At 65.2% G+C, this 25,763-nt stretch carries 24 protein-coding genes; 18 read left to right on the forward strand and 6 right to left on the reverse strand.

The genetic code is table 11. The annotated features are described in order from the left end of the window. Window positions 1–20 precede the first annotated feature (20 nt). Entirely contained in the window at window positions 21–596 is a 576-nt protein-coding gene (locus A5788_RS06690) for a M23 family metallopeptidase (RefSeq protein WP_064869914.1), read from the reverse strand. A 324-nt stretch (window positions 597–920) separates the two neighbouring features. On the opposite strand from A5788_RS06690, the gene rpsB reads away from it, so the two are divergent. Together rpsB and tsf are read left to right on the forward strand one after the other, a co-directional pair. Then, a complete protein-coding gene (gene rpsB, locus A5788_RS06695) occupies window positions 921–1,757 on the forward strand; it encodes a 30S ribosomal protein S2 (protein ID WP_005204976.1) in 837 nt (278 codons plus the stop codon). 98 nt (window positions 1,758–1,855) lie between these two features. Then, window positions 1,856–2,680, forward strand: coding sequence for a translation elongation factor Ts (gene tsf / locus A5788_RS06700; RefSeq protein ID WP_049697083.1), 825 nt, complete (start codon window positions 1,856–1,858; stop codon window positions 2,678–2,680). Between the two features lie 115 nt (window positions 2,681–2,795). Here tsf and A5788_RS06705 read toward each other — a convergent pair whose 3' ends face one another. Beyond that, window positions 2,796–4,490, reverse strand: coding sequence for an MFS transporter (locus A5788_RS06705; protein ID WP_064869854.1), 1,695 nt, complete (start codon window positions 4,488–4,490; stop codon window positions 2,796–2,798). 14 nt (window positions 4,491–4,504) lie between these two features. Beyond that, window positions 4,505–5,926: a condensation domain-containing protein gene (locus A5788_RS06710; RefSeq protein WP_064869855.1), complete on the reverse strand. Its 1,422-nt coding sequence runs from the start codon at window positions 5,924–5,926 to the stop codon at window positions 4,505–4,507. 539 nt (window positions 5,927–6,465) lie between these two features. Between A5788_RS06710 and A5788_RS06715 the strand changes: the two genes are divergently transcribed. The 5 genes from A5788_RS06715 to A5788_RS06735 all read left to right on the forward strand — a co-directional run bounded on the left by A5788_RS06715 (window position 6,466) and on the right by A5788_RS06735 (window position 10,899). After that, window positions 6,466–7,440 carry an alpha/beta hydrolase gene (locus tag A5788_RS06715; protein WP_082937948.1) on the forward strand — a complete coding sequence of 325 codons (975 nt, stop codon included), beginning with the start codon at window positions 6,466–6,468 and terminating at the stop codon, window positions 7,438–7,440. 50 nt (window positions 7,441–7,490) lie between these two features. After that, entirely contained in the window at window positions 7,491–8,438 is a 948-nt protein-coding gene (locus A5788_RS06720; RefSeq protein ID WP_049697457.1) for a glucosyl-3-phosphoglycerate synthase, read from the forward strand. Between the two features lie 159 nt (window positions 8,439–8,597). Continuing rightward, window positions 8,598–9,338, forward strand: coding sequence for a UMP kinase (pyrH, locus tag A5788_RS06725; protein ID WP_049697458.1), 741 nt, complete (start codon window positions 8,598–8,600; stop codon window positions 9,336–9,338). Window positions 9,339–9,418: 80 nt separating this feature from the next. Continuing rightward, the gene (frr, locus tag A5788_RS06730; protein WP_005204967.1) at window positions 9,419–9,976 is read left to right on the forward strand and encodes a ribosome recycling factor; all 558 of its coding nucleotides are present in this window, start codon (window positions 9,419–9,421) and stop codon (window positions 9,974–9,976) included. A 20-nt stretch (window positions 9,977–9,996) separates the two neighbouring features. Then, the gene (locus A5788_RS06735; RefSeq protein ID WP_049697459.1) at window positions 9,997–10,899 is read left to right on the forward strand and encodes a phosphatidate cytidylyltransferase; all 903 of its coding nucleotides are present in this window, start codon (window positions 9,997–9,999) and stop codon (window positions 10,897–10,899) included. A gap of 43 nt (window positions 10,900–10,942) precedes the next feature. Here A5788_RS06735 and A5788_RS06740 read toward each other — a convergent pair whose 3' ends face one another. Continuing rightward, window positions 10,943–11,545 carry a TetR/AcrR family transcriptional regulator gene (locus A5788_RS06740; RefSeq protein WP_049697087.1) on the reverse strand — a complete coding sequence of 201 codons (603 nt, stop codon included), beginning with the start codon at window positions 11,543–11,545 and terminating at the stop codon, window positions 10,943–10,945. A gap of 122 nt (window positions 11,546–11,667) precedes the next feature. On the opposite strand from A5788_RS06740, the gene A5788_RS06745 reads away from it, so the two are divergent. From A5788_RS06745 to A5788_RS06760, 4 genes are all read left to right on the forward strand, one after another. Then, a complete protein-coding gene (locus tag A5788_RS06745) occupies window positions 11,668–12,576 on the forward strand; it encodes a metal-dependent hydrolase (protein ID WP_064869857.1) in 909 nt (302 codons plus the stop codon). Then, window positions 12,573–13,652 carry a PDR/VanB family oxidoreductase gene (locus A5788_RS06750; RefSeq protein WP_064869858.1) on the forward strand — a complete coding sequence of 360 codons (1,080 nt, stop codon included), beginning with the start codon at window positions 12,573–12,575 and terminating at the stop codon, window positions 13,650–13,652. The genes A5788_RS06745 and A5788_RS06750 overlap by 4 nt, the downstream gene beginning before the upstream one ends. Before the next feature lie 89 nt (window positions 13,653–13,741). Next, window positions 13,742–15,235, forward strand: coding sequence for a flavin-containing monooxygenase (locus A5788_RS06755; RefSeq protein ID WP_064869859.1), 1,494 nt, complete (start codon window positions 13,742–13,744; stop codon window positions 15,233–15,235). Further along, complete coding sequence (locus A5788_RS06760; RefSeq protein ID WP_064869860.1) at window positions 15,232–16,092, forward strand: SDR family oxidoreductase; 861 nt, start codon at window positions 15,232–15,234, stop codon at window positions 16,090–16,092. The genes A5788_RS06755 and A5788_RS06760 overlap by 4 nt, the downstream gene beginning before the upstream one ends. A 6-nt stretch (window positions 16,093–16,098) precedes the next feature. Here A5788_RS06760 and A5788_RS06765 read toward each other — a convergent pair whose 3' ends face one another. Then, window positions 16,099–16,497 carry a LapA family protein gene (locus A5788_RS06765; RefSeq protein WP_064869861.1) on the reverse strand — a complete coding sequence of 133 codons (399 nt, stop codon included), beginning with the start codon at window positions 16,495–16,497 and terminating at the stop codon, window positions 16,099–16,101. A gap of 30 nt (window positions 16,498–16,527) precedes the next feature. Here A5788_RS06765 and rlmN point away from each other — a divergent pair, with 30 nt between their 5' ends. Continuing rightward, on the forward strand, window positions 16,528–17,640 hold the full coding sequence (gene rlmN, locus A5788_RS06770) for a 23S rRNA (adenine(2503)-C(2))-methyltransferase RlmN (protein ID WP_049697460.1): 1,113 nt from the start codon (window positions 16,528–16,530) through the stop codon (window positions 17,638–17,640). 4 nt (window positions 17,641–17,644) lie between these two features. Here the strand turns inward: rlmN and A5788_RS06775 are convergent, their stop codons facing one another. Continuing rightward, window positions 17,645–17,917 carry a DUF2631 domain-containing protein gene (locus tag A5788_RS06775; protein ID WP_049697093.1) on the reverse strand — a complete coding sequence of 91 codons (273 nt, stop codon included), beginning with the start codon at window positions 17,915–17,917 and terminating at the stop codon, window positions 17,645–17,647. Between the two features lie 142 nt (window positions 17,918–18,059). Between A5788_RS06775 and puuE the strand changes: the two genes are divergently transcribed. The 6 genes from puuE (at window position 18,060) to A5788_RS06805 (ending at window position 25,576) form a co-directional block, all read left to right on the forward strand. Further along, a complete protein-coding gene (gene puuE, locus A5788_RS06780; RefSeq protein ID WP_064869862.1) occupies window positions 18,060–19,025 on the forward strand; it encodes an allantoinase PuuE in 966 nt (321 codons plus the stop codon). Window positions 19,026–19,051: 26 nt separating this feature from the next. Then, complete coding sequence (dxr, locus tag A5788_RS06785; protein WP_064869863.1) at window positions 19,052–20,215, forward strand: 1-deoxy-D-xylulose-5-phosphate reductoisomerase; 1,164 nt, start codon at window positions 19,052–19,054, stop codon at window positions 20,213–20,215. A 55-nt stretch (window positions 20,216–20,270) separates the two neighbouring features. Continuing rightward, the gene (locus tag A5788_RS06790; protein ID WP_064869864.1) at window positions 20,271–21,497 is read left to right on the forward strand and encodes a M50 family metallopeptidase; all 1,227 of its coding nucleotides are present in this window, start codon (window positions 20,271–20,273) and stop codon (window positions 21,495–21,497) included. A 91-nt stretch (window positions 21,498–21,588) separates the two neighbouring features. Further along, window positions 21,589–22,773 (forward strand): flavodoxin-dependent (E)-4-hydroxy-3-methylbut-2-enyl-diphosphate synthase, encoded by a 1,185-nt coding sequence (gene ispG, locus A5788_RS06795; RefSeq protein WP_064869865.1) that lies wholly within the window; start codon window positions 21,589–21,591, stop codon window positions 22,771–22,773. A gap of 81 nt (window positions 22,774–22,854) precedes the next feature. Then, window positions 22,855–23,691, forward strand: coding sequence for a GNAT family N-acetyltransferase (locus A5788_RS06800; protein WP_049697098.1), 837 nt, complete (start codon window positions 22,855–22,857; stop codon window positions 23,689–23,691). 49 nt (window positions 23,692–23,740) lie between these two features. After that, a complete protein-coding gene (locus A5788_RS06805; RefSeq protein WP_064869866.1) occupies window positions 23,741–25,576 on the forward strand; it encodes a penicillin-binding transpeptidase domain-containing protein in 1,836 nt (611 codons plus the stop codon). Window positions 25,577–25,763 lie beyond the last annotated feature (187 nt).

Below are 25,763 nucleotides of genomic sequence, written 5' to 3' on the forward strand. Positions count from 1 at the left end.
TCCCGCAAAGCCGTGGCCCGTCAGCCGTCGAGCGGTTTGAGGCGCACCCTCACGGCACCGAGTAGTCCGAGCGGGTCGACGTAGTCGGCGGTCCGCCCCGCGCCGCGTCGTGCGCCCCAGTGCACGCAGGCGGTCGCCGGACATCCGGGATGTCCGGCCAAAGCCGTGCCGATGGCTGTCCCGCGACTCACGCGATCTCCGCGCCGAACCGTGGGACGGACCGGCTCGTACGTGGTGATCAGGCCGTCGGGATGCTGGATCGACACCGTCGACTTGCCGCCGACCTCACCCGCGAACCGGACCACGCCGTCGCCTGCCGCCAGAACCTGCGCTCCGTCGGCGACCGCGAGGTCGACGCCGCGGTGGCCTGCATGCCATCGCTGATCCGGCTCGTCGAATCCGGTGACCACCGTTGGCTTGGGAACGAGCGGGGCGGTGTAGGTGGGCGGACGGGCGGAGGCCAATGACGGAACGCCGATCAGGAGTGCGCTGGTCAGGGCGATGTCGGTGAGGACGACGAGCAGTCGTCGGACAATCGGGAGACGCTCCGGTGGGTCGTCGGAGTGGTAGTGGGTCGGCGTGACGTCGGTGGTCATGTCGACTCTGCGGGTGTCCATGCTGACTCTGACGCACGCGCGAGGCGGAAAGGTCCATCGGCGCGAGAATTTCTCCCGCGGTGGGCTGTGCAGGGGGCGTTTTGGGTTCTGAACTGCGGCGGCGTAAGCTGAGGGGGCATCTCATCTGCGGATGAGGTGACTTCGCGCGCCTGCATCAGGCAATGCACCACGGCGACCACGGTCGCGTGTGAGAGCCGACAAACTCGCGTGGGCGGTCCCGGACACCCGGGTCCGCGCGACGCAGGCGCCAGGATCGTCATCACCCGATGGCGATGTCAACTGCACACAAAGGATAGAAGACTCATGGCTGTCGTAACCATGAAGCAGCTGCTTGACAGCGGCGCACACTTCGGGCATCAGACCCGCCGTTGGAACCCGAAGATGAAGCGTTTCATCTTCACCGACCGCAACGGCATCTACATCATCGATTTGCAGCAGACGCTGACCTACATCGACAAGGCCTACGAGTTCGTCAAGGAGACCGTCGCCCACGGCGGCACCATCCTGTTCGTCGGCACCAAGAAGCAGGCTCAGGAGTCGATCGCTGCTGAGGCCACCCGCGTCGGCATGCCCTACGTGAACCAGCGCTGGCTCGGCGGCATGCTCACCAACTTCCAGACCGTTCACAAGCGTCTGCAGCGTCTCAAGGAACTCGAGACCATGGAGCAGACCGGCGGTTTCGAGGGTCGCACCAAGAAAGAAATCCTGATGCTGACCCGCGAGAAGAACAAGCTCGAGCGGACACTCGGCGGTATCCGGGATATGGCCAAGGTGCCTTCTGCCATTTGGGTGGTGGACACCAACAAGGAGCACATTGCTGTCGGTGAGGCACGCAAGCTCAACATCCCGGTCATCGCGATCCTCGACACCAACTGCGATCCCGACCTCGTCGACTACCCGATCCCGGGTAACGACGACGCGATCCGCAGTGCCGCTCTGCTCACCCGCGTCGTGGCTTCGGCCGTCGCCGAGGGTGTTCAGGCTCGTGCGGGCCAGGCTTCTTCGGACGCCAAGCCCGACGCCGCCGCAGGCGAGCCCCTCGCCGAGTGGGAGCAGGAGCTGCTGACCCAGGCTGCCGCACCGGCAGCCGAGGTTGCTGCCGAGGCTCCCGCCGCGACGGAGCCGCCCGCTACCGCCTGACGCGCGTAGCCGATAGTCACCGGCGGGTGCTCGCAGGATCCCTCCGGATTCTGCGGGCACCTGCACCGTTTAACCCACTTGAAGGAGGCTCGCCAACGATGGCGAACTACACCGCAGCCGATGTGAAGCGTCTCCGTGAGCTCACCGGTTCAGGCATGTTGGACTGCAAGAAGGCCCTCGAGAACAACGACGGCGACTTCGACAAGGCTGTCGAGGAGCTCCGTATCAAGGGTGCCAAGGACGTGGGCAAGCGCGCCGAGCGCTCCACCGCCGAAGGCCTCGTCGCCGCCAAGGGCGGCGCGATGATCGAGCTCAACTCCGAGACCGACTTCGTCGCGAAGAACGCCGAGTTCCAGGCGCTCGCCGACCAGGTTCTCGATTCCGCACTGGTCGCAAAGACCAGCGACATCGAGGAGCTCAAGGCAGCCAAGCTCGGTGACGGCACGGTTGCCGATGCCGTGCAGGCGCTCTCGGCCAAGATCGGCGAGAAGCTCGAACTGCGCCGCGTCGTCTACTACGACGGACCCGTCGCCGTGTACCTGCACAAGCGTGCGTCCGATCTGCCTCCCGCTGTCGGCGTTCTCGTGTCCTACGACGGTGACGGCGAAGCCGCCGCCGAGGCTGCGCGCAATGCCGCACAGCAGGTTGCTGCTCTCAAGGCGCGTTACGCCACTCGCGACGAGGTCCCCGCGGACGTCGTCGAGAACGAGCGTCGTATCGCCGAGGAGACCGCCAAGGCAGAAGGCAAGCCGGAGAAGGCTCTCCCGAAGATCGTCGAAGGCCGTCTGACCGGATTCTTCAAGGACTCGGTCCTCATCGACCAGCCCTTCGTGAAGGACTCCAAGAAGACCGTCAAGAACGTTCTCGACGAGTCGGGCGCCACCGTCAAGGCGTTCACGCGCTTCGAGGTCGGCCAGTCCTAAAGCACTAGCGCCGACTACCGGCGCAGGCACGACCACCAACGCCCGCATCCGAATTCGGATGCGGGCGTTGGTGATTCGGGGACCTCGGTCCGGTCTGTTGATCGACCCTGGGCGGTCAGCCGGCCCTGCGACGCCCGAGCGCGAGCGACAGCACGGCGATGACACAGCCGAGGATCGCGAGGACCCAGAGAGTTGCTCGGAATGCGCCCATGAAACTCTGCGCCGCGACGTGCCTGCCCGCGATCTTGAGTTCGGGTGCCGCCTGCCGTGCGACAGTGGCCGCTACGCCCTGCTGGGCAGATCCCGACGTCGAGCAACCCGGTGCGGGACGTTCGGGATGCGCCGAACTCAGTTGAGCCGACGCGCAGTCGGCGAAACGGTCGGCCACCGCACTGCGGAACATCGGGTCGACGTCGGTGCTCTCGAGTGCTGTTGATAATTCGGCGCGCGCGGCGGGAACCGCCTCGACCGACTGGGCCGACACCTGACCGAAGAAGAAGATGGTAACCACGGCCAGTCCGATCGACGCGCCGATCTGTTGCACCGTCGGTACGCAGCCCGACGCGGAACCGATGTTCTGTTCGTTCGTGTCGGAGAGAATCGCCGTTTGCAGTGGTGCGATGAAAAATCCCGTGCCGATACCGCCGACGACGAGCGGTGCGATGACCGCCGCCACCGACAACGACGCGGACTGTGGTTCCAATTCTGCTGCGAGCCAGGCAAGTCCGGCCGACAGGATCAGGACACCGATACACAGTGTGCGTGCCGGACCGAGTCGACGAACCAAGAGCGGCGAAGCGATAGAACCCGCGGCCGCCCCAATGGCGAACGGCAGCGCGAGCAGGCCCGTGCGTAGCGCCGAGTAGCCGAGCCCGAACTGAGTCGCGACCGACACCGTGAAGAAGAATCCCGCGAAGACGCTGAAGAAGAGCAGCGAGAGCAGCAGCCCGACCGAGAAACGTCGAGACGCGAAGAGGTCGAGTCGAAGCAGGGGAGCACCGCCGTTGCGCAGCAGGCGTCGCTCGACGACGACGAACAACCCCAGCAGGACGACGGCCGCCCCCATCATCGCCCACAGGCGCGGTGGCCAGTTCTGTTCGCGGCCCACCGCCAACGGGTAAAGCAGCAGGAAGAGGCCCGCGGTCGACAGCGCCACACCCACGAGATCGAGCCGCGGCGGGTTGTCGTCGCGCATCTGTGGAAGTCGACGGCCCGCGAGGATGCATGCGACGAGTCCGATCGGGACGTTGACGAAGAAGATCGCTCGCCAGCCCCAGCCGAACAGGTCGCCGGTCACCAGGAGTCCGCCGAGCACCGGGCCCAACATGGCGGCCAGCCCCGCGACCGCGCCGTAGATGCCGAACACGGCACCGTGGCGCGATTTGGGAAACAGCGCCGCGATCAACGCCAGGGTCTGCGCCGACATCAGCGCAGCACTCATACCCTGGGCGCCGCGACAGATGATCAGCTCGAGTGGGCTGCGAGCCAACCCGCACAGCACCGAGGTGACCGTGAACGCGACCATCGCGAAGATGAACATCCGACGTCGCCCGAGCCGGCCACCGAGTGTCGCGGCAGTCAGCAGTGTGCAGGCGAAGGCCAGCGTGTAGACGCTCAGGACGAACAACTGCTCCGACGTCGACGCGCCGAGGTCGACTGTGAGGTCGGGAAGTGCGATGTTGACGATCGTCGTGTCCAGCATCTGCATGAACACGCCGAGCAGACACCCCGCCAGCGCCAGCCATGCGGCACGTGTCGGGGTCTCGGGTGCCGTACTCGACGACACCACCGGGGTGGTGTTGGCAGCCATCCGGCTACGACCGGTCAGTTCGCGGTGGGCAGCTCGGGCTGGTAGTCGCCCTGGTCGGCCACTGCCCGCATGATCTTCTTGACCTTCTCGGTGTAGAGCGCGAGCGAGTCACGGCCCTCCGCGGTGTCGGGGAACAAGAAGGTCATCGACGTCTGGTCGTTGAACCTGTTGACCCACATGAACACCTCTTCGCTACTGCCGCGATTGCCGTAGAGACAGCCGTTGATGGCATCGAAGAGGTCGACTCCGGGCAGTTTGCGGACGTCGATGTAGGAGAACATCGGCACCGTCCATCCCACGGGAATGTCGACGGCGTCGTCGTCGGAGACCAACTGCGCCACTCGATGCAGCGACACGTCGGTCAGATCCTTGCCGGCCGTATAGCTCTGTCCTGCCAGGGCGGCGACGTCGGTGAAGTTCGCACCGGGCGTGACCGCGATCGGCACGGGAATGAGGCTGGTGAACCAACCGACGGAGTTCAGCTCGGCGCCGACTGCGCGTGTGCTCTTCGGTGTCATCGCGAGATACTCTGCGGCGCCGGTGAATTCGCAGTAGGCGATGGCGGCCACCGCGAGGAGTCCCGCGGTCATGTTGGCGCCGTTCTCCTTGCAGATCTTCTCGAATCGCTGTGCGGCGGACTCGTCGAACACGTTCTCCGTCACATGCCCGCTACGTGTGTAGCCTTCGGACTCGGTACCGAGAGGCAGCGGGAAATGCGGTAGCTCGCCACCATTGTTTTGGATCAACTCGACCCACCGACGCACCTCGGGTGAGTCGGTGGTCAGGTCCCGGGACACGCTGCGCTCATGCTCGCAATAACGCAGGTAGCTTCCTATTTCAGGAAGCGGGTTCTTGAGTCCGAATGCCTCGTTGGAATACAGCGTGATCAGCTCGACGCACGTGAGTGCCTGTGAAATACCGTCGGTATTGAGATGGTCGACGGCCGCATACAGGGTGAAACCGCCATCCCATTCGATTGTTCCAAATGTGAAACAGTTCCAGTGAAATGGTCCGGGTGTGATGTCCGAAATGAGGGTCCGGATCTCTTCTGCCGTCCCGATGGTGCCATGGTCGGTGGCCGACAGTTCGACGATCTCGGGCTCGACGACGTGCCGGGCGATCGATCCGTCTTCCTCCGCCGAGAACCAGGAGAGGTAGGTGTCGTGCCTGCGCAGGAACGTGGTGACCGCGCGCTCGAGTGCGCCGCGATCGAGCGGTGTCTGAAAATCGAAGGCTTCCAAGCAAAGTCGGGAGAATCGGAATCCGGCCGACTCGTTGCGCAGCGCGGCGTTGAGGTATTCCTCTTGCTGGTGTGACGCGGGTACCGGATGTACCGGCGCCTTGGATCCCGCGGCGACCGCCTCGGGGGAGAGTGTCCAACTCGTCACCGCGCCCGCGCGTGGCTGCCATTCGTCGATCAGGCCGAACTTGACCATCGATAAAACCTCAATTCACTTTGGTGATGGATGAGTAGGGGCCCCGACTTCCCTTCATCTCACGACGGAAATTGTCACGTCACGCAATATCGAACCGACGGTACCGTAACAAGTGAATTGCCGCAATTGTTGGGACTCGCGATTGAAGTGTGAAAACCGTTGGTCGCCAAGAGAACTGAACTGGGTCAAACGACCAATGCGGCTGTTTCGCGACCGTGGGTATTGGGTCGATAGACCAGCTTCTTGTGTCTTTCTTCAACAGGTGGACAACCGGATATCGCGTACGGCACACTGCCGAATCGGGGCTCCTTCGCTGCTTTTTCGTGATCGCAGATGTCCGGACGGCGAAGGCGGGGTTGTCACGCGCCAGGCGACGTGGAAAGTCAGACGTGGAGCGTGGCGTCGGCCAGCGACGGACATCGAATCTGGCCAGACGGTGGATGTGGGGAGAAGCGAGTGAAGTCAGCAGGTTCGAAGTCCGACGCGGGAGCATGTCGTGACAGGGCCTCGGCGCGCGATCGTTGCGCACGTGGGTCGTCGTGATCGCAGCCGCGGCTTGTGCGCTCGGTGGCGGCGTCGTCGGAGCTCCGGTGGCGATCGCCGAACCGGGCGGTGCACGCATCGTGTCGGAGAATGTCGTCGCACCCACCGAGATCGACATCGAGGTGGCTTCGCCGGCGATGCGTCGGTCGGTGCCGGTGAAAGTGATTCCCGCTCGCAGCGGTTCGTCGGCTCCTACGCTCTATCTCCTCAACGGCGCCGCGGGTGGCGACGACGGGAGCAGTTGGTTCGACCAGACCGACATCCGAACATTTTTTGCGAACGAGGACGTGAATGTGGTCGTGCCGATGGGTGGAGCAGCGAGCTACTTCACCGATTGGCAGCGCACCGACCCCAAGCTCGGTGTGCAGAAGTGGGCCACCTTCCTCACCGCGGAGCTTCCCTCGGTCGTCGACAAGCGATTCGACGGCAACGGTCGTAACGCCATCGCCGGAATCTCCATGGCGGGAACGTCGGTGTTCCAGTTGTCCTTGCACGCGCCGACGCTGTACCGCGCACTCGGGTCGTTCAGCGGCTGCGCACAGACCAGCGATCCGGCGGGCCAGGCGGCGGTGCGGTTGGTCGTCGAAGGCCGCGGTGGCGGCAACACCGTGAACATGTGGGGGCCGCCGTCGGCTCCGGCGTGGCGAGACAACGATCCCTACCTGCACGTCGAGCAGTTCCGAGGCAAGTCTGTCTACGTCTCCAACGGCTCCGGAGTTCCCGGTCGCTACGACACGATCAACGGTCCCGGTATCGATGGCAATGGGCAGAAGCTCGCCGAGCAACTCGCGGTCGGCGCGGTCATCGAGACGGCAACCGATCAGTGCTCGCGCAACCTGGCGCGTCGGATGCGCGAGGTCGGCGTGCCCGCGACATTCCACTTCTATGAGGGCGGCACGCACGCCTGGCCGTACTGGCAGGACGAACTGCACCGGGCATGGCCGCAGTTCAGGGCGGCGCTGAAGCGATGAGCGGGCAGCGGTCGGTCAATTCGGCGTCGGGCTCCGACTCCCAGCCGTCGATGACGATCTCGACGTCGGAAGGTGCGGCCACCTGGCTGGAGTCCAACACGTGGGAGCGCCCGGACTTCTCGGTCGACGAACTCGTCGATGCGAAAGCAGGGAGGACGATCTCCGTCGTGCTGCCCGCACTCAACGAAGAGCGGACTGTCGGCAGCGTCGTCGATGCCATCCTGCCGCTGGTAGGCACGTTGGTCGATGAGCTCGTCGTCGTCGACTCCGGGTCCACCGACGCGACCATCGAGGTCGCGCGGGCGGCGGGAGCCAGGGTGGAAACGCGGGAGTCCGCACTCGAGGGCATCCCGGTCGTCGACGGCAAGGGCGAGGTGCTGTGGCGATCGCTGGCGACGACCACCGGCGACATCGTCGTGTTCGTCGACAGCGACCTGGTCGACCCGGACCCGACGTATGTGCCCAGGCTGGTCGGCCCGCTCCTCACCACGCCCGACCTTCACCTGGTGAAGGGCTACTACCGGCGACCGCTCATGGGTGTCGACGGGGTCGATCCGTCGGGCGGGGGACGGGTGACCGAACTCACCGTGCGACCGCTGATCGCGGCACTGTGTCCGCCGCTGTGCGGGTTGATACAGCCCCTCGCGGGCGAGTACGCGGCAACTCGAGAGCTGCTGACGTCCATTCCGTTCGCTCCCGGTTACGGCGTCGAGATCGGAATCGTGCTCGACACCCTCGCCCGTCACGGCATCGATGCCATCGGTCAGGTCAACCTCGGCCTGCGGATACATCGCAATCGTCCTCTCCACGAACTGGGGCCGATGTCACGCCAGATCGTCGCCACCTTCCTGTCTCGAGTGGGAATCGGAGATTCCGGGAGTCCTCTCGTCGCGTTCGTGATGGAGGGCGACGGCGTACACAGTCCGCGTCGTTCGTATCCGGTTCTCGACGACAGACCTGCGCTGCGGAGCCTGTTCGCCGCTGTTCATCGTCGCTGAGCTGCTCGTTCACCTTCACGTCACTGCCTGATGCCCCGCTGTGCCCGCGTCTGGCGGCCTCGAGTCGCGCACGAACGGGTCTCGATCGGCGACCGCGATCACGAGGACGGCGACGTCCCCATAAGATGAACGAGGCGAACCGACGAGTTGAGGATGTTGATGAGCGAAACCCCTGAGTCCCCGGAATCTGCACGCCCCGGCTACCACCGCGTATTGCTGAAGCTCGGCGGCGAGATGTTCGGGGGTGGTCAGGTCGGTCTCGATCCTGACGTTCTGAGCACAGTCGCAGATCAGATCGCCGAGGTGGTCAATTCGGGCGTTCAGGTCGCAGTGGTCATTGGTGGCGGTAATTTCTTCCGAGGTGCCGAACTCCAGCAGCGCGGCCTCGACCGCGCCCGATCCGACTACATGGGCATGTTGGGCACGGTGATGAACTGCCTCGCCCTGCAGGACTTCCTGGAAAAGCGGGGGATCAGCACCCGCGTGCAGACGGCGATCACGATGGGCCAGGTCGCCGAGCCCTACCTTCCGCTGCGTGCGCAACGACACCTCGAGAAGGGTCGGGTCGTGATCTTCGGGGCAGGCATGGGCATGCCGTACTTCTCGACTGACACGACCGCGGCTCAGCGGGCGCTGGAGATCAAGGCGGAGGTCGTCCTCATGGCGAAGGCCGTCGACGGCGTCTACAGCGACGACCCGCGCACCAACCCGGATGCGACGCTGTATCGCGAGGTCACCCACCGCGAGGTGCTCGACAAGGAGCTCAAGGTCGCCGACGCGACCGCTTTCAGTCTCTGTATGGACAACAAGATGCCGATGCTCGTGTTCAATCTCTTGGAGAAGGGCAACATCGCGCGGGCGGTTGCCGGCGAGCGTATTGGCACACTGGTCAGCACGTAAGCCGACCCACGGGAAACCCCCGACGCGGCCAGCCAGGCACTGACGAGAACCGGCAACAACGACGAGGACCAGGAACCGACATGATTGACGACGCATTGTTCGACGCCGAGGAGAAGATGGAGAAGGCGGTCGGCGTGGCGCGCGAGGACATGGGGTCCATCCGGACCGGTCGCGCGAATCCCTCGATGTTCAACAAGATCCACATCGAGTACTACGGCGCTCTGACCCCCGTCACCCAGGTCGCATCGATCACGACTCCCGAAGCCCGACTGGTCGTCATCAAGCCCTACGAGCCGTCGAGTCTGCGCGACATCGAGACCGCGATCCGCAATTCCGACCTCGGCGTGAACCCGACCAACGACGGAAATCTGATTCGCGTCGCCATCCCGCAGCTGACCGAGGATCGCCGCAAGGAACTCGTCAAGCAGGCGAAGGGCAAGGGTGAGGACGCCAAGGTCGCGATCCGCAACATCCGCCGTAAGACCGTCGACGAGCTCAAGCGCATCCAGAAGGACGGCGAGGCGGGCGAGGACGAGGTGTCGCGCGCCGAGAAGGAGCTCGACAAGACGACCGCAGGCTATGTGCACCAGGTTGACGAGCTGGTCAAGCACAAGGAATCCGAATTGCTCGAGGTGTGACCGAGGAGCCGACGCATCCCATGTCCGACGATTCAGCGACGAATCGCGACGACGGCAGTACCAGCGCAGCGGAGCCGACGAGTTCTGCAGAGGCGGAGCCGAAGAAGTCGCGTGCGGGGCGTGATCTCCCGGCAGCCCTGGGGGTCGGCTTCTCGTTGGGTATCGGGATCATCCTGATCCTGCTGTTCGCGCCGAAACTCTGGTACGTCGTCGTGGCGGTGGCATTCGCGATCGCGACGTGGGAGGTGAGCAAGCGCCTACGCGACGGCGGGTACGACGTTGCGTTGCCGCCGCTACTCGTCGGCGGGCAGGCGATCATCTGGTCGAGCTGGCCATGGGGGACGACCGGCGTCCTGGTCGCGTTTGTGGGCACGCTCCTGGTGATGATGGTGTGGATGTTGTTGGCGCAGGGCATCACTCACGCGCCGGTGAACTATCTCAAGAACCTGTCGGCGAGCGTGCTCGTGCTCGCCTGGTTGCCGCTACTGGCCTCGTTCGGCGCGATGATGGTCGTCCAAGACCACGGCGCCGCCCGCGTCGCCACCCTGATGGTTGTCGTCGTCTGTTCCGACGTCGGCGGTTACGCGGCCGGAGTGCTCTTCGGCAAGCATCCGATGGCACCGGCAATCAGCCCGAAGAAATCGTGGGAGGGCCTCGCCGGCTCGCTCGTGGTCGGCACCGCAGGCGCGATCGGCTGCGTGGTCTTGCTACTCGACAGCCAGTGGTGGATCGGAATGATCCTCGGGCCTGTTCTTGTCGTCTGCGCGACACTCGGCGACCTCGTCGAGTCCCAGATCAAGCGTGACCTCGGCATCAAGGACATGGGCACGCTGTTGCCGGGACACGGCGGGATCATGGATCGTCTCGACTCGCTGCTTCCGTCGGCATTCATCGTGTGGTGTGTACTCACCGCACTGCTCTGACCGTCTCCGCCGCAACGTCGTTTCAGTGGTCCCTGGGGGCCTTTCAGCCCGGGCCTGCGATCGCGAGTAGGTGGTCGCGTGCGAACTTCTCGACGTCGGCGTAGTTCGTCAGTGGTACGCGCACCTCGGGCGTCAGCAGGATGGAGTGCGTGATGCGCACCAGAATTTCGGCGCGCGATGCCAATTCGTCGTCGTCGAGTGCGACATCGGGGGTGCGCAAGATGTCGGCGGTTGCCTCGACGGCGGCGGCCAGGATGAACGATCCGTTGAGCGTCAACTGCTCCAGCACCGACGCGGGCTCGAGTTCGATGAGTCGGTTCCACACCGGGTTGCCGCGCACCGTCGTCACCGTCGTGGCGAATGCGGTCACCACCCTGTCGGCATAGGTCTCCGCGGCGTCGGCCGCGGCGCGTACGTCGGCGAACAGTCGCGACGCCTCGCGGATGAGAACCGCGGTCAAGACCTCGTTGCGCCCGCCGATGCGGCGGTACACGGTGACGCGTCCGACTCCCGCTCGCTTGGCGATGTCGTCGACCGTCGCGCGACGGATTCCGATGTCGGCGAAGACGTCGAGGGCGGCGTCGAGAATCGGGTCGGATGCGGTGTCGACGCCCGCCCCCGTGGTGAACAAACCGGGCACGGACATGGTGTCAGCCTAAACGACCGAGCTATTGAAACACTGAGTCAATTTGTGTTTCACTGTTCGCGTCAGGAAGGTGACGTGACTCACGCAGGCGTCGCCCCGAGTTGGCACGAGGAGGAGGGTTTGTGACGCAAGCACAGCCACAGGCACACCGGGCGCGCACACGCGAGTACGAGCAGGAAGCGTTGGCGATCAATGCTCGTCCGGTTCGATTCGACTGGAGCGGCGTGCCGCTGGAGTACATCCCCGGCGAGCCGTACGCGACGCACTTCTGGAACGTCATGCACCTCGTCCTGCCCGAGGGCGAACGAGCCATGGCCGACGTATTCGCGCAGGCGCTCGCATTCATCGACGACCCACGATTGCGGGAGGAGGTCGTCGGATTCGTCGGTCAGGAGGCCACGCACGCGTCGTCGCACGAGGGATTCCGAAAGTACCTGATCGCCAACGGGGTCGAGATCGGTCCGGTGATGGCGCGCATCGAGTTCGCCGTCGAGAAGATCTTCGGCGACCACGGCATCACCGACGGCCGTGCCAGCAGGGCGTGGCTGTCGGAGCGCCTCGGGATCTACGCGGCTGCAGAGCATTTCACAGCGGTGGTGGGTGAGTGGCTGCTCGACAACACGGCTTTCGACGACATCGGCGTCGACCCGACGATGCTTGACCTGCTTCGGTGGCACGGTGCTGAAGAACTCGAACATCGAAACGTCGCATTCGATGCATTCCAGTATGTCGACGGGGGCTACTTCCGTCGTGCTCGGACTGCACTGATCGCGTCGACAGGTCTTGCCGCACTGTGGTTTTCGACAGCCGCGTACCTCTACCGCAATGACGCAACCATCGCTCGACGCCGCCCGTGGCCCGTGGCGTTCGCACGAGCGGCACGCAGGCACATGATTCCCGGAGTCTCGTTCCTGTTCGAGCAGATCTACCTGTACCTCCGCCCGGGATTCCACCCGTCGACCATGGGCGACATCGACAAAGCCATTCGCTACCTTGCGATCTCGCCCGCGGCGCGAGCGGCAGAGCGGTGAACTACCTTCCGCCGCCCACGACCGACGTCGAGAATCCGACGCCGGTCCTGCGTGAGATCCACCGGTTGGCGCGGGGCTATTCTCGCGTCTTCGCGCAGGCGCGGTTCGCCGAACGCCTTTCGCGGCCGAACCCGGTGCGTCGCGTCGGATTCGACATGCGACTCGACGTGGTCGAGAGTGTCGAGGCCGTCGACGGGGTGCGCCTGATCACCCTCGCCCGACCTGACCGCTCGGCGTTGCCCGCCTGGAGTCCCGGCGCTCACATCGACGTGTTCACCTCGACCGACCGTCAACGCCATTACTCGCTGACCGGCGATCCCGCCGACACCACCACCTATCGAATCGCGGTGCGGCGCATACCCGGCGGGCTCGGCTCAGCGGAGATGCACGTACTGCGAAGTGGTGATCAGCTGCGAATTCGGGGACCGCGCAACGCCTTCAACTTCGCCGCGACGGCGGACTGTCGATTCGTGGCGGGCGGCATCGGCATCACCCCGATCCTGCCGATGGTGCGAGAGGCACATGCGCGCGGCCTCGACTGGCGACTCGTCTACACCGGCCGATCACGGGCGACGATGCCTCTTCTCGACGAGCTGCTCGCACTCGACGGCGACCGGGTACGCGTCCATACCGACGACGTCGACGGCACTCCCGACATCGCCGACATCCTCGGTATCGGCAGCGACAGGGAGGCCGGGCCGATCTACCTGTGCGGACCGTCGAGCATGCTCGACGCGGCACGACGCCTCGTCATGCAGCGAGCTCCCCGCCGCGAACTACACAGCGAAAGATTCAGTCCACCACCGATTGTCGACGGCGAGCCGTTCCGTATCGATTTCGCGTCGGGGGGTTCGGTCGACGTCGCTTCAGACGAGAGCGCCCTCGCGGCGATCCGCCGTGTGCGACCCGACGTGCGCTACTCCTGCCAGCAGGGCTTCTGCGGGGCGTGTCGGGTGCGCGTGCTCGCCGGGGCCGTCGAGCACCACGACCGCGTGCTGATCGGTGACGAACGTGACGATTCGATGATGATCTGCGTCTCGCGCGCAGCAGACGACCACGTTGTCGTCGACCTCTAGGAGGAACCGTAGTGCACTCTTCAGCCCCACAAGACCCAGCCCAACAGCACGACCCAACCCTCCACGACCCGGCCCGACGACACTTTCACGTGGCGATCATCGGCGCGGGGTTCGGTGGCATCGGCGCCGCGATTCGATGCTTGCAGAACGGATTCGACGATCTGGTCGTATTCGAGCGCGCCGCAGATGTCGGGGGAACGTGGGAGGTCAACACGTACCCCGGAGCGCAGTGCGACATCCCGTCGGCGCTGTACTCGTTCTCGTTCGCCCCGAATCCGGACTGGACACGCCTGTACCCACTGCAGCGTGAGATCCAGGCGTACATCGCCCGGTGCGCTGACGATTTCGGGGTTACCCCTCACGTCCGGTGCGGCCATGACGTCAGCGATGCGTCGTGGGATGACCTCGCTCAGGTCTGGCGTCTGACGGTCAACGGATCGGCATTCACCGCTGATGTTCTCGTCGGCGCGACGGGGCCGTTCAGCGAGCCGTCCCGACCCGACATTCCCGGACTCGACGACTTCGACGGCGATGTCTTCCACTCGGCGCAGTGGGATCACGCGTGGTCGCCCGAGGGTAAGCGGGTTGCCGTCATCGGAACCGGCGCGTCCGCAGTGCAATTCGTTCCCCAGTTGCAGCCGCGGGTGGCTCATCTGGCCCTCTTCCAGCGCACGCCCACCTGGATTCTGCCGCACCCTGACCGGCCGATCCCGCAGCGTGTACGTGCAATGTTTGCTCGGGTGCCCGTCACCCAGCGCGCACTGCGCGGAGTCTGTTCAATGGTGCAGGAGATGATGGTGCCCGGATTGGTGAGCCATCCCTCATTGCTGAAACCTGCTGCGGCACTCGGCCGGTGGCATCTCCGCCGGCAGGTGGCAGACGACAAGCTCCGGGCAGCCCTGACGCCGACGTATTCCTTCGGGTGCAAGCGGCCGACCTTCTCCAACAGGTACTACCCGGCGCTGGCCGCACCGAACGCTGCGGTGGTCTCCGACGCGGTAGTCGGTGTGCGACCGACAGGGATCGAGACGGCCGACGGTCGCGTTCATGAGGTCGACACCATCCTCCTCGGTACCGGCTTCAAACTCGCGGCGGGACAGGGCTTCTCGCGCATTCACGGTGCTGACGGCCGCAGCCTGTCGCAGGTGTGGGGCAATGGCGAGATGAAGGCCTACATGGGAACGAGCGTGGCGGGGTTTCCGAACTTCTTCATGATCCTCGGACCCAACTCGGTGGTCTACACCTCGCAGGTGGTCACCATCGAGGCGCAGGTCGACTACCTGGTCGATGCGCTGAAGGCCATGCGCCGGAGGCGAATCCGCAGTTTTGATGTCACACAGTCGGCGCAGGATCGGTTTGTGGACGAGGTCGATAAAGGCCTTGAGGAGTCGGTGTGGAACACCGGTGGCTGCTCGAGCTATTACCTCAGTCCGTCTGGACGAAACTTCACCTTCTGGCCGGGGTACGTCTTCACCTTCAGGCGCGCGATGAAACACGTGAACTGGGATGACTTCGACGTCCGAACGGGCATTCCGACTCGACCTGCGGCGTCGACGACGACGCAGGAGGTAGTAGTCGGATGAGCAGGACGGACATTCGCGGGTCGGTGGTTCTCGTCACCGGGGCGGCACAGGGGATCGGGCTGCGCACCGCGCGCCTCCTCGTCGACTCGGGTGCACACGTCGTGCTGACCGACGTCGACGCTGCCGCACTGGAATCCGCCAGTGCCGATTTCGCCGACGACGCCATCCTCACGGTGGAAGCAGATGTGCGCGAACTGGATTCGATGGCCGCCGCCGTCGACAAGGCGATCGGCAGGTTCGGCCATCTCGATCACGTTGTCGCCAACGCGGGCATCACGCCACCGACGGCAACGCTGCGCGGCGTTGATCCGGTGGCCTTCGACCGCGTCATCGACGTCAACCTGCGCGGCGTGTTCAACACCGTGCGCGCGTGTATGGAGCCGGTGATCGCCGCGCGTGGGCACATGCAGTTGGTTGCCTCGTGCGCTGCGTTCGCTCCCGGGATGGGAGGTTCGGCGTACATGATCACCAAATCGGGGGTGGAACAACTCGGGCGAGCGCTGCGCATAGAACTGTCGGCGTACGGCGCCTCTGCGGGCATCGCGTACTTCGGCATCGTGGAGACGGACATGACGCGGGCGACGCTCGACGACGACCCGATCGGGCGCGAGATCGGCGGGCAACTGCCGTGGCCGCTGAATCGTCGGATCACCGCAGACGACGCCGCGAGAGTCCTCCTCGACGCAATCGCGTCCAGGAGGGGACAGGTGATCGCGCCCCGGCAATGGTGGGTGTACTCGGCGCTTCGAGGACTCATCAATCCGCTGCTCGACGAGAAGCTCACACGCGACGCGTCGATTCATCGGATCGTCAGTCACCTCGACGGCGGCGTCACACCGCGATCGGTGGGTGCGTGAGGGGCACTACTCCGGTGGCGGCTCCGTCGCACTCTTGGCCTTCTTCAATGCACGGTTGAGCTGGAACACGCGTGCGCCTCCCGCCATCGCGACAATCAACGCTCCCGCGATCGCGGCGATCAGCAAGCTGACCCCGACGGGCAGGTTGACCTCCCAGAACAGAACGTCGATCCGCTGCGAGTCGAGGTTCTGGAGGATGAATACCAGCAGCAGGATCGTGATGACCGCCCCGACGACCAGGCCCGTGAACGCTGCGCGAGCGCGCGTGTGCTCGACCTTCTCGATCTTGGTGCGCAACTCCTGCCGTTCGGCGAGTAGGGCCTGATGTTCGGTGGGGTCGACGGTGGGCGTCACGTCGGGTTCGGTCACGTCGTGGTTGGCCCTGCGCTTGTCGCCGTGGTTCATACACCCATGATGACATGCGACAATTGATTCATGACGTCATTGCCGCTCGTGTTCACCGCGCCCAAGAAGGGACTGCCGCCGACGCACTTCGCTGATCTCGATGTCGACGGTCGGCGCGCGGTCATCACCGATCTCGGCCTGCCGAAATTCCGCGCAGACCAGTTGGCGCGGCAGTACTACTCACGTCTCAACGGCGACGTCGAGGAGATGACAGACCTCCCGGCGTCGGCTCGTCCCGCTGTCGCGGAGGCACTGTTCCCGCAGCTGCTCACGCCCGTCCGCCATATCGCCTGCGACGACGGCAGCACACGCAAAACCCTCTGGCGCCTGCACGACGGCACCCTGCTCGAGAGCGTTTTGATGCGCTACAGCGATCGCAACACGCTGTGCATCTCCAGTCAGGCGGGATGCGGAATGGCCTGCCCGTTCTGTGCGACCGGGCAGGGCGGACTCGACCGCAACCTGTCGACCGGTGAGATCGTCGATCAGGTGCGTGTGGCGGCGCGAGCATTGCGCGACGGCGAGTTCGGCGATGCCGGCAGGCTCTCGAACGTGGTCTTCATGGGCATGGGGGAGCCGCTGGCCAACTACAAGCGCGTCGTCTCCGCGGTCAAGCAGATCACGTCGCCGAGTCCGGAGGGGCTGGGAATCTCGGCTCGCTCGGTGACCGTGTCGACCGTCGGTCTGGCGCCCGCGATCCGACGCCTCGCCGACGAGGGTCTCTCAGTGACACTGGCTGTGTCTTTGCACACTCCCGATGACGAACTGCGTGACACGCTGGTGCCCGTCAACAACCGCTGGTCGGTGCAGGAAGTTCTCGACGCCGCCCGGTATTACGCCGACACCACGGGGCGTCGGGTCTCGATCGAGTATGCGTTGATCCGTGACGTGAACGATCAGCCGTGGCGAGCCGACATGTTGGGCAGCAAGCTACACAAGGCACTCGGGTCCTTGGTGCACGTGAACCTGATTCCGCTCAACCCGACGCCCGGCTCGCAGTGGGATGCGAGCCCGAAGGACGTCGAGCGGGAATTCGTTCGACGCGTGCGCGCGCAGGGGGTGTCGTGCACCGTCCGCGACACGCGCGGGCAGGAGATCGCCGCGGCATGCGGCCAGCTCGCTGCCGAGGAGACGAGCGGTTAGCCGCTCAGCTCCACTTCTTCTTCTTGAACATCTTGTAGAGCAGGATGCACGCGAGCGCGACGGCGATGACGATCAGGTAGATGTCCTCGACGTGGCCGACCTGGTTGCCGATCAGCATGAACAGCAGCGCTGCGACGCAGAACCAGCCGGCGGCATACATCGATTTCGTCGCGGTGCCGTGCCAGCCGAATCGTGCCGAAGGCGCATCCTCGGGCTCGTGCCTCCAGCCGGTGTCGATCTGCTTGTGCTGCTCGTGCTCGACCTCGGTGCTTGCCACGGTGGCTCCTCACTGCGAAACGACTGACACTTCTGCCCAACTACAGATGTCCGACGACGATCAGTAGTAGTTCACGATGAGCATAGCGGCCGCGTCGTCGCCCCGTCGCACGGCCACGCGCGATGTAGGAGAGAATGCCGCCATGCTCCCGACGACACGTTCGCTGAACGATTACCGCACAGAGGCATACCCCCGCGACATGATCGGATACGGACGTACCACCCCCGATCCGCAGTGGCCGGGTGACGCGAAAATCGCGGTGCAGTTCGTCCTCAACTACGAAGAGGGCAGCGAGAACAACGTCCTCGAGAACGACCGCGGCAGCGAGACCTTTCTGTCCGAGATGGTTGGCGCGCAGTCATTTCCGAATCGGCACATGAGCATGGAGTCGCTCTACGAGTACGGCTCCCGTGCGGGGGTGTGGCGCATCCTGCGTACGTTCTCTCGACACGAATTGCCGTTGACGATCTTCGCCGTCGCGCAGGCGATGGCGCGCAACCCAGAGGTCGCGGCGGCATTCGTCGAGCGCGGCGACGAAATCGCGTGTCACGGGTATCGCTGGCTGAACTATCAGATGGTCGACGAGCACGTCGAGCGCGAGCACATGCGTGCGGCGATTGAGCTGCTGACCGAGATCACCGGGTCGCGACCGCTCGGTTGGTACACCGGCAGAGACTCGCCGAAGACTCGCGATCTGGTCGTCGAGTACGGGGGGTTCGCCTACGACTCCGACAGTTACGCCGACGATCTGCCGTACTGGGTCAAGGTGCCGAGGCGCACCGACGGGGCGATCGAGGACGTCGACCATCTCGTCGTGCCCTACACGATGGACACCAACGACATGCGGTTCGCGTCGCCCGGCGGCTTTCCCTCGGGGGAACAGTTCTACGCACAGCTGCGTGACGCATTCGACGTGCTCTATCGCGAGGGACTCGAGGGTTCACCGAAGATGCTGTCGGTCGGCCTGCACTGCCGGGTCGTCGGACGTCCGTCACGATTGGCGGCGCTCGAGCGATTCCTCGACCACGTGCAGTCGCACGACGGCGTCTGGATACCTCGACGCATCGAGATCGCCGAACACTGGCGCAAGGTCCACCCGCCTGCCTGAGTTGCCCGGTGAGCGACAATGGTCGGGTGAGCACACGTGTACTGATTCTCGGCTCGACCGGCTCGATCGGGGTTCACGCCCTCGAGGTGATCGCCGAGCATCCCGAGCGATTCGAGGTGGTCGGACTCGGCGCAGGCGGCGGCAACCTCGACCTTCTGGCGCAGCAGGCGCGGTCGACCGGACTGACAGCGGATCGCGTCGCCGTCGCCGACTCGGGCGCGGCGGAAAAACTCGCGGCCGAACTGGGCGACGGAGTCCTCGGCGGGGCGGAGGCGATGTGCAGGCTCGTCGAGAGCGTCGACGCCGATGTGGTGCTCAACGCGATCGTCGGATCGATCGGGCTGCGGCCGAGCCTCGCCACGTTGGAATCCGGCGCTCGGCTGGCGCTCGCGAACAAGGAGTCGCTGGTCGCGGGCGGGTCACTGGTCCTCGACGCCGCGTCGCCGGGGCAGATCGTCCCCGTCGACTCGGAGCACTCGGCCATCGCGCAGTGCCTGCGGGCGGGTACGGCCGAGGAGGTGTCGCGGCTGGTCCTGACCGCATCTGGTGGACCCTTCCGGGGGTGGACTCGCGAGCAACTCGTCGACGTCACGCCCGAGCAGGCGGGTAAACATCCGACCTGGTCGATGGGACCCCTGATCACGCTGAACTCCGCGACGCTGGTCAACAAGGCCCTCGAGGTGATCGAGGCCCACCTGCTGTTCGACGTCGACTACGACCGGATCGACGTGACGGTGCACCCGCAGTCGATCGTGCACTCGATGGTGACCTTCGTCGACGGCGCGACGATCGCCAAGGCATCCCCGCCGTCGATGAAACTGCCGATCGCGCTGGCTCTCGGCTGGCCCGACCGCGTTCCGGGCTCGTCGATTCCCTGTGACTTCTCGACGGCGTCGTCGTGGACGTTCGAACCGGTCGACAACACCGTGTTCCCCGCGATCGAGCTCGCCCGGGAGGCCGGTCGCGCGGGCGGAAGCCTCACCGCGGTGTACAACGCCGCAAACGAGGCGGCCGCCGCCGGGTTCTTCGCTGGACGCATCGGCTTTCCGCGCATCGTCGAGATCATCGCCGATGTGCTCGCCGTCGCAGATGAATGGCGTGCGCAGCCAGGTACTGTGGAGGAGATCCTTGCCGCCGACGCATGGGCACGAGAGCGCGCTGCGCAGTTCGTCGCACACGCTTCCGCGTGATAGGGAGACCAGCCCGTAGAGCTTGCTGCGGGGACGTCGAATTGGAGTTGAGTACGTGAGTTTCGCGATCGGCGTCGTGCTGTTTGCGGTTGCGCTGGTGTTGTCGGTCGCCTGGCACGAATGCGGTCACATGTGGGCCGCGCAGGCCACGGGCATGAAGGTCCGACGTTACTTCGTCGGATTCGGCCCGACGCTGTGGTCGACCAAGCGTGGTGAAACCGAATACGGCATCAAGTTGATTCCCGCTGGCGGTTTCTGCGACATCGCGGGCATGACCCCCTACGACGAACTCGCCGACGACGAGCGTGACCGTGCCATGTACCGCCAGAAACCGTGGAAGCGGTTCGTGGTGCTGCTCGCGGGTCCTGCGCAGAACATCCTGCTCGGCCTGGTGCTCGTGTTCATCGTGGCCATCGCGTTCGGCCTGCCCAAGATCGGTCCCGATGCCAACAACGCACCTGTCTACGTCGACAAAGCGACGTGCGTGGCCCCGAGTACAGACGCCAAGGGCGAGCCGGTGGCCTGTTCGGGACCCAGCCCCGCCGCGGAAGCAGGGCTGCGCTCGGGCGACCAGGTCGTCGCGATCAACGGGCATCGTGTCGACAACAACGCCGACCTGATCATGACCACGTGGAAGACCTCCGGCACCGCCCAGCTCAAGGTCTTGCGCGATGGCAATACCCTGACGCTCGACGTGCCCGTCACCCAGGTGCAGCGGATGCAGAGGGCCGACGACGGGTCGCTCAAGCCGATCACGGTCGGGGCCATCGGTGTGCAGCTCAATACGCCTCCGGAGCCGATCAATCACTACAACGTCGCGACGGCGGTACCGGGAACGTTCTCGTTCACCGGGCAGCTACTCGTCGAGACGTTCAAGGCGTTGGTCTCGCTGCCGTCGAAGGTCAGCGGGCTGTGGGCCGCAGTGACCGGTGGCGAACGCGCAACCGATTCGCCGGTGAGCGTTTACGGCGCGTCGGTGATGGGCGGGCAGACGGTCGAGCGCGGGCAGTGGAGCGTCTTCCTGCTGCTGCTCATCAGCGTCAACCTGTTCCTCGGGCTGTTCAATTTGGTCCCGCTACTACCCTTGGATGGTGGGCACATGGCGATCGTCGGCTACGAGAAGGGCCGCGACACCGTGCGCCGGTGGTTCGGCAAGGCGCCAGGGGGCGTCGTCGACTACTACAAACTGATGCCGATCACCTACGCGGTGGTCATCGTGATGGCGGGGTTCATGGTCCTGACCTTGACCGCCGACATCGTCAACCCGATCAAGATCTTCTGATGCGCGGCCCCGTCAGCCCAGATACGACGGCCGCGAGCGGCCCGGATTCGACGGCCGCGCAGACAACCGAATCCGCTTCGAGGAGTACGAGATGAACGCACCTGCCACGAGTGGGGCCACCGCCATCGGCCTCGGTATGCCCGCGGGTCCTCCGCCGGTACTGGCGCCGCGTCGCAAAACCCGTCAGATCCACGTCGGGTCGGTGGGCGTCGGCAGCGACTACCCGGTGTCGGTGCAGTCGATGACCACCACGAAGACGCACGACATCAACGCGACGTTGCAGCAGATCGCCGAACTGACGGCGTCGGGATGCGACATCGTCCGGGTGGCGTGTCCCCGGCAGGAGGATGCCGAGGCGCTGTCGATCATCGCGAAGAAGTCCAAGATCCCGGTCATCGCCGACATCCACTTCCAGCCGAAGTACATCTTCGCTGCGATCGACGCCGGTTGCGCGGCGGTCCGTGTGAACCCCGGCAACATCAAGGAGTTCGACGGCCGCGTCAAGGAGGTCGCCAAGGCGGCGGGCGACGCAGGCATCCCGATCCGGATCGGCGTGAACGCGGGGTCGTTGGACAAGCGCATCATGCAGAAGTACGGCAAGGCGACGCCCGAGGCGTTGGTCGAGTCGGCGCTGTGGGAGGCGGGGCTGTTCGAGGAGCACGGCTTCGGCGACATCAAGATCTCGGTCAAGCACAACGACCCGGTCATCATGGTCGAGGCATACCGGCAGCTGGCCGCGCAGTGTGACTATCCGCTGCACCTCGGTGTGACCGAGGCGGGTCCGGCATTCCAGGGGACGATCAAGTCGTCGGTGGCTTTTGGTTCGCTGCTCAGTCAGGGCATCGGCGACACCATCCGGGTGTCGTTGTCGGCACCGCCCGCCGAGGAGATCAAGGTGGGCGACGCGATCCTGCAGTCGCTCAATTTGCGCCCACGCAAGCTCGAAATCGTGTCGTGCCCCTCGTGCGGGCGCGCGCAGGTCGACGTCTACAAGTTGGCCGACGCCGTGACCGCCGGGCTCGAGGGTATGGAGGTTCCGCTGCGTGTTGCCGTGATGGGCTGCGTCGTGAACGGTCCCGGAGAGGCTCGCGAAGCCGACCTCGGCGTCGCCTCGGGCAACGGCAAGGGCCAGATTTTCGTCAAGGGCGAGGTCATCAAAACGGTGCCCGAAGCCGAAATCGTGGAGACGCTGATCGAAGAAGCGCTGCGGATTGCGGAGGAATCGGGAGAAACTGGTGATGGAGCGGTGGGATCACCCACCGTGACTGTTTCCTGACGACAGTCCGCACCCCGGGTTCGTTGACACGTGGTGTCGGTAAGTCGTCGGAAGAGGTACCAGGGTCGATGGAGGAATGACGTGCTGAGGCTGTTGGGCGACAAACCGCTCGGCGCACGCGACGCCCCCGTGGTGGCGCGCGTCCTCAATGCCGACCCGGTCGCCTGTTGCATGGTTGCGGCCCGTTTCGAGACGCACGGTATCGACCCGCGGCTGCTGGGCGGCGAACTGTGGACGGCCGACGATCCCGCCACGTCACTGTGCTTCTCCGGCGCCAATCTCATCCCGCTGATCGGTACGAGCGCCGACATGAATTACTTTGCCGAGCGCGCCCTGTCGAGTTCGCGAGTCTGTTCGTCGATCGTCGGCGACTCTGATCACGTCCTCGCCATGTGGGATCGGCTGTGCCCCGCATGGGGTCCTGCTCGTGAGGTCCGCCCGGCGCAGCCGCTGCTCGCGCTGTCGGGACCGCCGCTTGTCGCACCCGATCCGGGCGTGCGACTGGTGACGCTCGACGATCTCGACGTCTATCTGCCCGCTGCCGTCGAGATGTTCATCGGCGAGGTCGGGGTCGACCCCTGTGCGGGCGATGGTGGCCGCTCGTATCGTCGACGTCTGGCCGCGTTGATCTCGGCGCAGCGAGTGTTCGCACGATTCGACGGCGCCGCGGTGGTGTTCAAAGCCGAGATCGGTTCTCTCTCACGCCGAGTCGGCCAGATCCAGGGCGTCTGGGTCGATCCGACGCGGCGCGGACAGGGATTCGGTGCGGGTGGCACTGCCGCGGTCGCCGCGGCGGTGCAGGCACAGGGCAGGATCCCGAGTCTGTATGTGAACAGCTTCAACCTTCCCGCACGGTCGGTCTATCAGCGGATCGGATTCACCGAGGTGGGCACCTTCGCGACCGTCCTCGTCGACTAGGGCGAGCCTCCCCGGCGGGTGGTCTTCGCGGGCTTATCATCGGCTACCGATGGTGCTTCTGAGACGTCACGTCACTTCCCTGATTCCCGTGGCGATCAGTGCTGCGCTCATCGTCGGGGCCACTGCGTGCACCTCGGCTGACGACGGTCCGCGTCAGGCCGCACAGCACTTTCTCGCGGAGTTCGGCAAACGAGATGTCGACGCCGCCGCGGCGCTGACCGACAATCCCAATCAGGCTTCGCAGGGACTCGAGGGCGCGTGGTCGGGGTTGGGTGCCACGTCAATGACCGCGGAGGCCGGTCGTGCCGACATCAACGGCGACACGGCCGACATCGACGTCACCTATCGCTGGAAGTTGCCCCGCGGCCGCGAATGGAGCTATCCGGCGACGGTCAAGATGGGGCGGAGCGATTCCGGCTGGTCGGTCCGCTGGACGTCGACCGATGTGCACCCGGATCTCGGTGCGAATCAACGCTTGTCGATGCGAATCGTCGAGGCGCCGCGGGCGACGGTCAACGAGGCCGACGGCTCGCAGGTGATGGTCAACGGAACGGTCGTCGGGGTCAACTTCGACGCGAAGAAGGCGGCGGAGGAGGGGTCGGTCGCCGATTCGGTGACCCGACTTGCTGCGGCACTCAACGCGACCGGTATGTCGCTCGACGCGCAGAAGATTGCCGAGGATTCCACCGCCACGGACGGCGAGTATCCGATCACGCGTCTCAGCCAAGCCCAGTTCGACCGTCTGCGTGATCAATTGGCGATTCCCGGCGTCGTCACCAACGAGCAGGCCGAGCTGGTCGCCAAGGACCCGGATTTCGCACCCGCGCTGCTGTCTCAGGTCAAGAAGGTCGTCGACAGTGAGGTCGACGGACACGTCGGGTGGCGCGTCGTGACAGTCAACCCCAACGGACTCGACGCGGACGTCCTCACCGACCATGCGGCAACGCCTGCGCCGTCGATCTCGTTGAGTCTGTCGCGAGCCGTCCAAGAGGCTGCACAGCGAGCAGTCAACGCCACCAATCGTTTTCAGATCGCGATGGTCGTGGTCCAACCGTCGACCGGACGCATCCTGGGAGTGGCGCAGAACCAGTCGGCAGATGCGAGCGGACCGATTGCCACCACCGGCCTGTACCCGCCCGGTTCGACGTTCAAGATGGTCACCGCGGCCACGGCGATCAGACGTGATCTGGCGCAACCGGATTCGCTCGTGCCGTGTCCCGGTGAAATCGAGATCGGGCCGCGAACCATCCCGAACTACGACAGATTCTCGCTCGGCACCGTGTCGATGCTGAAAGCCTTTGCGTCGTCGTGTAACACGACGTTCGCCCATCTCGCCAGCATGATGGGGCCGTCGGATCTTGCCAACACTGCAGCGGCGATGGGCGTGGGGGAGCAGTACGAGATCCCTGGCCTCGACGCGGTGTCGGGGTCTGTTCCGATCGCCAACGAGCTCGTGGCCCGCAGCGAGGACGGGTTCGGTCAGGGCAAGGTGCTGGTCAGCCCTCTCGGGTTGAGCCTGGTGGCGGCGACCGTCGCCAACGACGGCAAACGTCCTGTCCCGCAACTCATCCTCGGCAAGCCCACCACGGTGACCGGTCCGACGCCCGCGCTGGAACCCGGCGTCGTGGACAAGCTCCGCCCCATGATGCGTGCGGTCGTCACCGAGGGAACCGGCACGACGATCGCCGAGCAGGGCGAGATCTACGGCAAGACCGGTGAGGCCGAATTCGACGGCGGATCGCACGCCTGGTTCGCGGGCTACCGCGGCGACCTCGCCTTCGCGACGCTCGTCGTCCGCGGCGCCGACTCGAACAACGCCGTCGCGGTTACGCGCGACTTCTTCAACTTCCTGCCGCCGGGCTACGCGACAGCGACCCGCCCCTAGCCGCGCTACCCACTCGGCACGCTCGAACGCCCAGTCGGCACGCTGGAGCGCCCAGTCGGCACGCTCGAGCGCCCAGTCGGCACGCTCGAGCGCCCAGTCGGCACGCTCGAGCGGCCCAGTCGACGCTGCGCGGCCCGTCGAGTGTGCGCTTCTGAGCGTCGACTGTGCGCCTCTGAACGTCGACTGT

Source organism: Gordonia sp. 852002-50816_SCH5313054-c (assembly GCF_001665925.1).
Lineage (GTDB): Bacteria > Actinomycetota > Actinomycetes > Mycobacteriales > Mycobacteriaceae > Gordonia > Gordonia jacobaea.

Coding starts and splice junctions, on each gene's coding strand:
- A5788_RS06765 (WP_064869861.1), bottom strand. CDS start 16,497: ATGAACCACGGCGACAAGCGCAGGGCCAACCACGACGTGACCGAACCC.
- puuE (WP_064869862.1), top strand. CDS start 18,060: ATGCTCCCGACGACACGTTCGCTGAACGATTACCGCACAGAGGCATAC.
- rpsB (WP_005204976.1), top strand. CDS start 921: ATGGCTGTCGTAACCATGAAGCAGCTGCTTGACAGCGGCGCACACTTC.
- A5788_RS06735 (WP_049697459.1), top strand. CDS start 9,997: ATGTCCGACGATTCAGCGACGAATCGCGACGACGGCAGTACCAGCGCA.
- ispG (WP_064869865.1), top strand. CDS start 21,589: ATGAACGCACCTGCCACGAGTGGGGCCACCGCCATCGGCCTCGGTATG.
- A5788_RS06740 (WP_049697087.1), bottom strand. CDS start 11,545: ATGTCCGTGCCCGGTTTGTTCACCACGGGGGCGGGCGTCGACACCGCA.
- frr (WP_005204967.1), top strand. CDS start 9,419: ATGATTGACGACGCATTGTTCGACGCCGAGGAGAAGATGGAGAAGGCG.
- A5788_RS06805 (WP_064869866.1), top strand. CDS start 23,741: ATGGTGCTTCTGAGACGTCACGTCACTTCCCTGATTCCCGTGGCGATC.
- A5788_RS06760 (WP_064869860.1), top strand. CDS start 15,232: ATGAGCAGGACGGACATTCGCGGGTCGGTGGTTCTCGTCACCGGGGCG.
- tsf (WP_049697083.1), top strand. CDS start 1,856: ATGGCGAACTACACCGCAGCCGATGTGAAGCGTCTCCGTGAGCTCACC.
- A5788_RS06710 (WP_064869855.1), bottom strand. CDS start 5,926: ATGGTCAAGTTCGGCCTGATCGACGAATGGCAGCCACGCGCGGGCGCG.
- A5788_RS06705 (WP_064869854.1), bottom strand. CDS start 4,490: ATGGCTGCCAACACCACCCCGGTGGTGTCGTCGAGTACGGCACCCGAG.
- A5788_RS06720 (WP_049697457.1), top strand. CDS start 7,491: ATGACGATCTCGACGTCGGAAGGTGCGGCCACCTGGCTGGAGTCCAAC.
- pyrH (WP_049697458.1), top strand. CDS start 8,598: ATGAGCGAAACCCCTGAGTCCCCGGAATCTGCACGCCCCGGCTACCAC.
- rlmN (WP_049697460.1), top strand. CDS start 16,528: ATGACGTCATTGCCGCTCGTGTTCACCGCGCCCAAGAAGGGACTGCCG.
- A5788_RS06690 (WP_064869914.1), bottom strand. CDS start 596: ATGACCACCGACGTCACGCCGACCCACTACCACTCCGACGACCCACCG.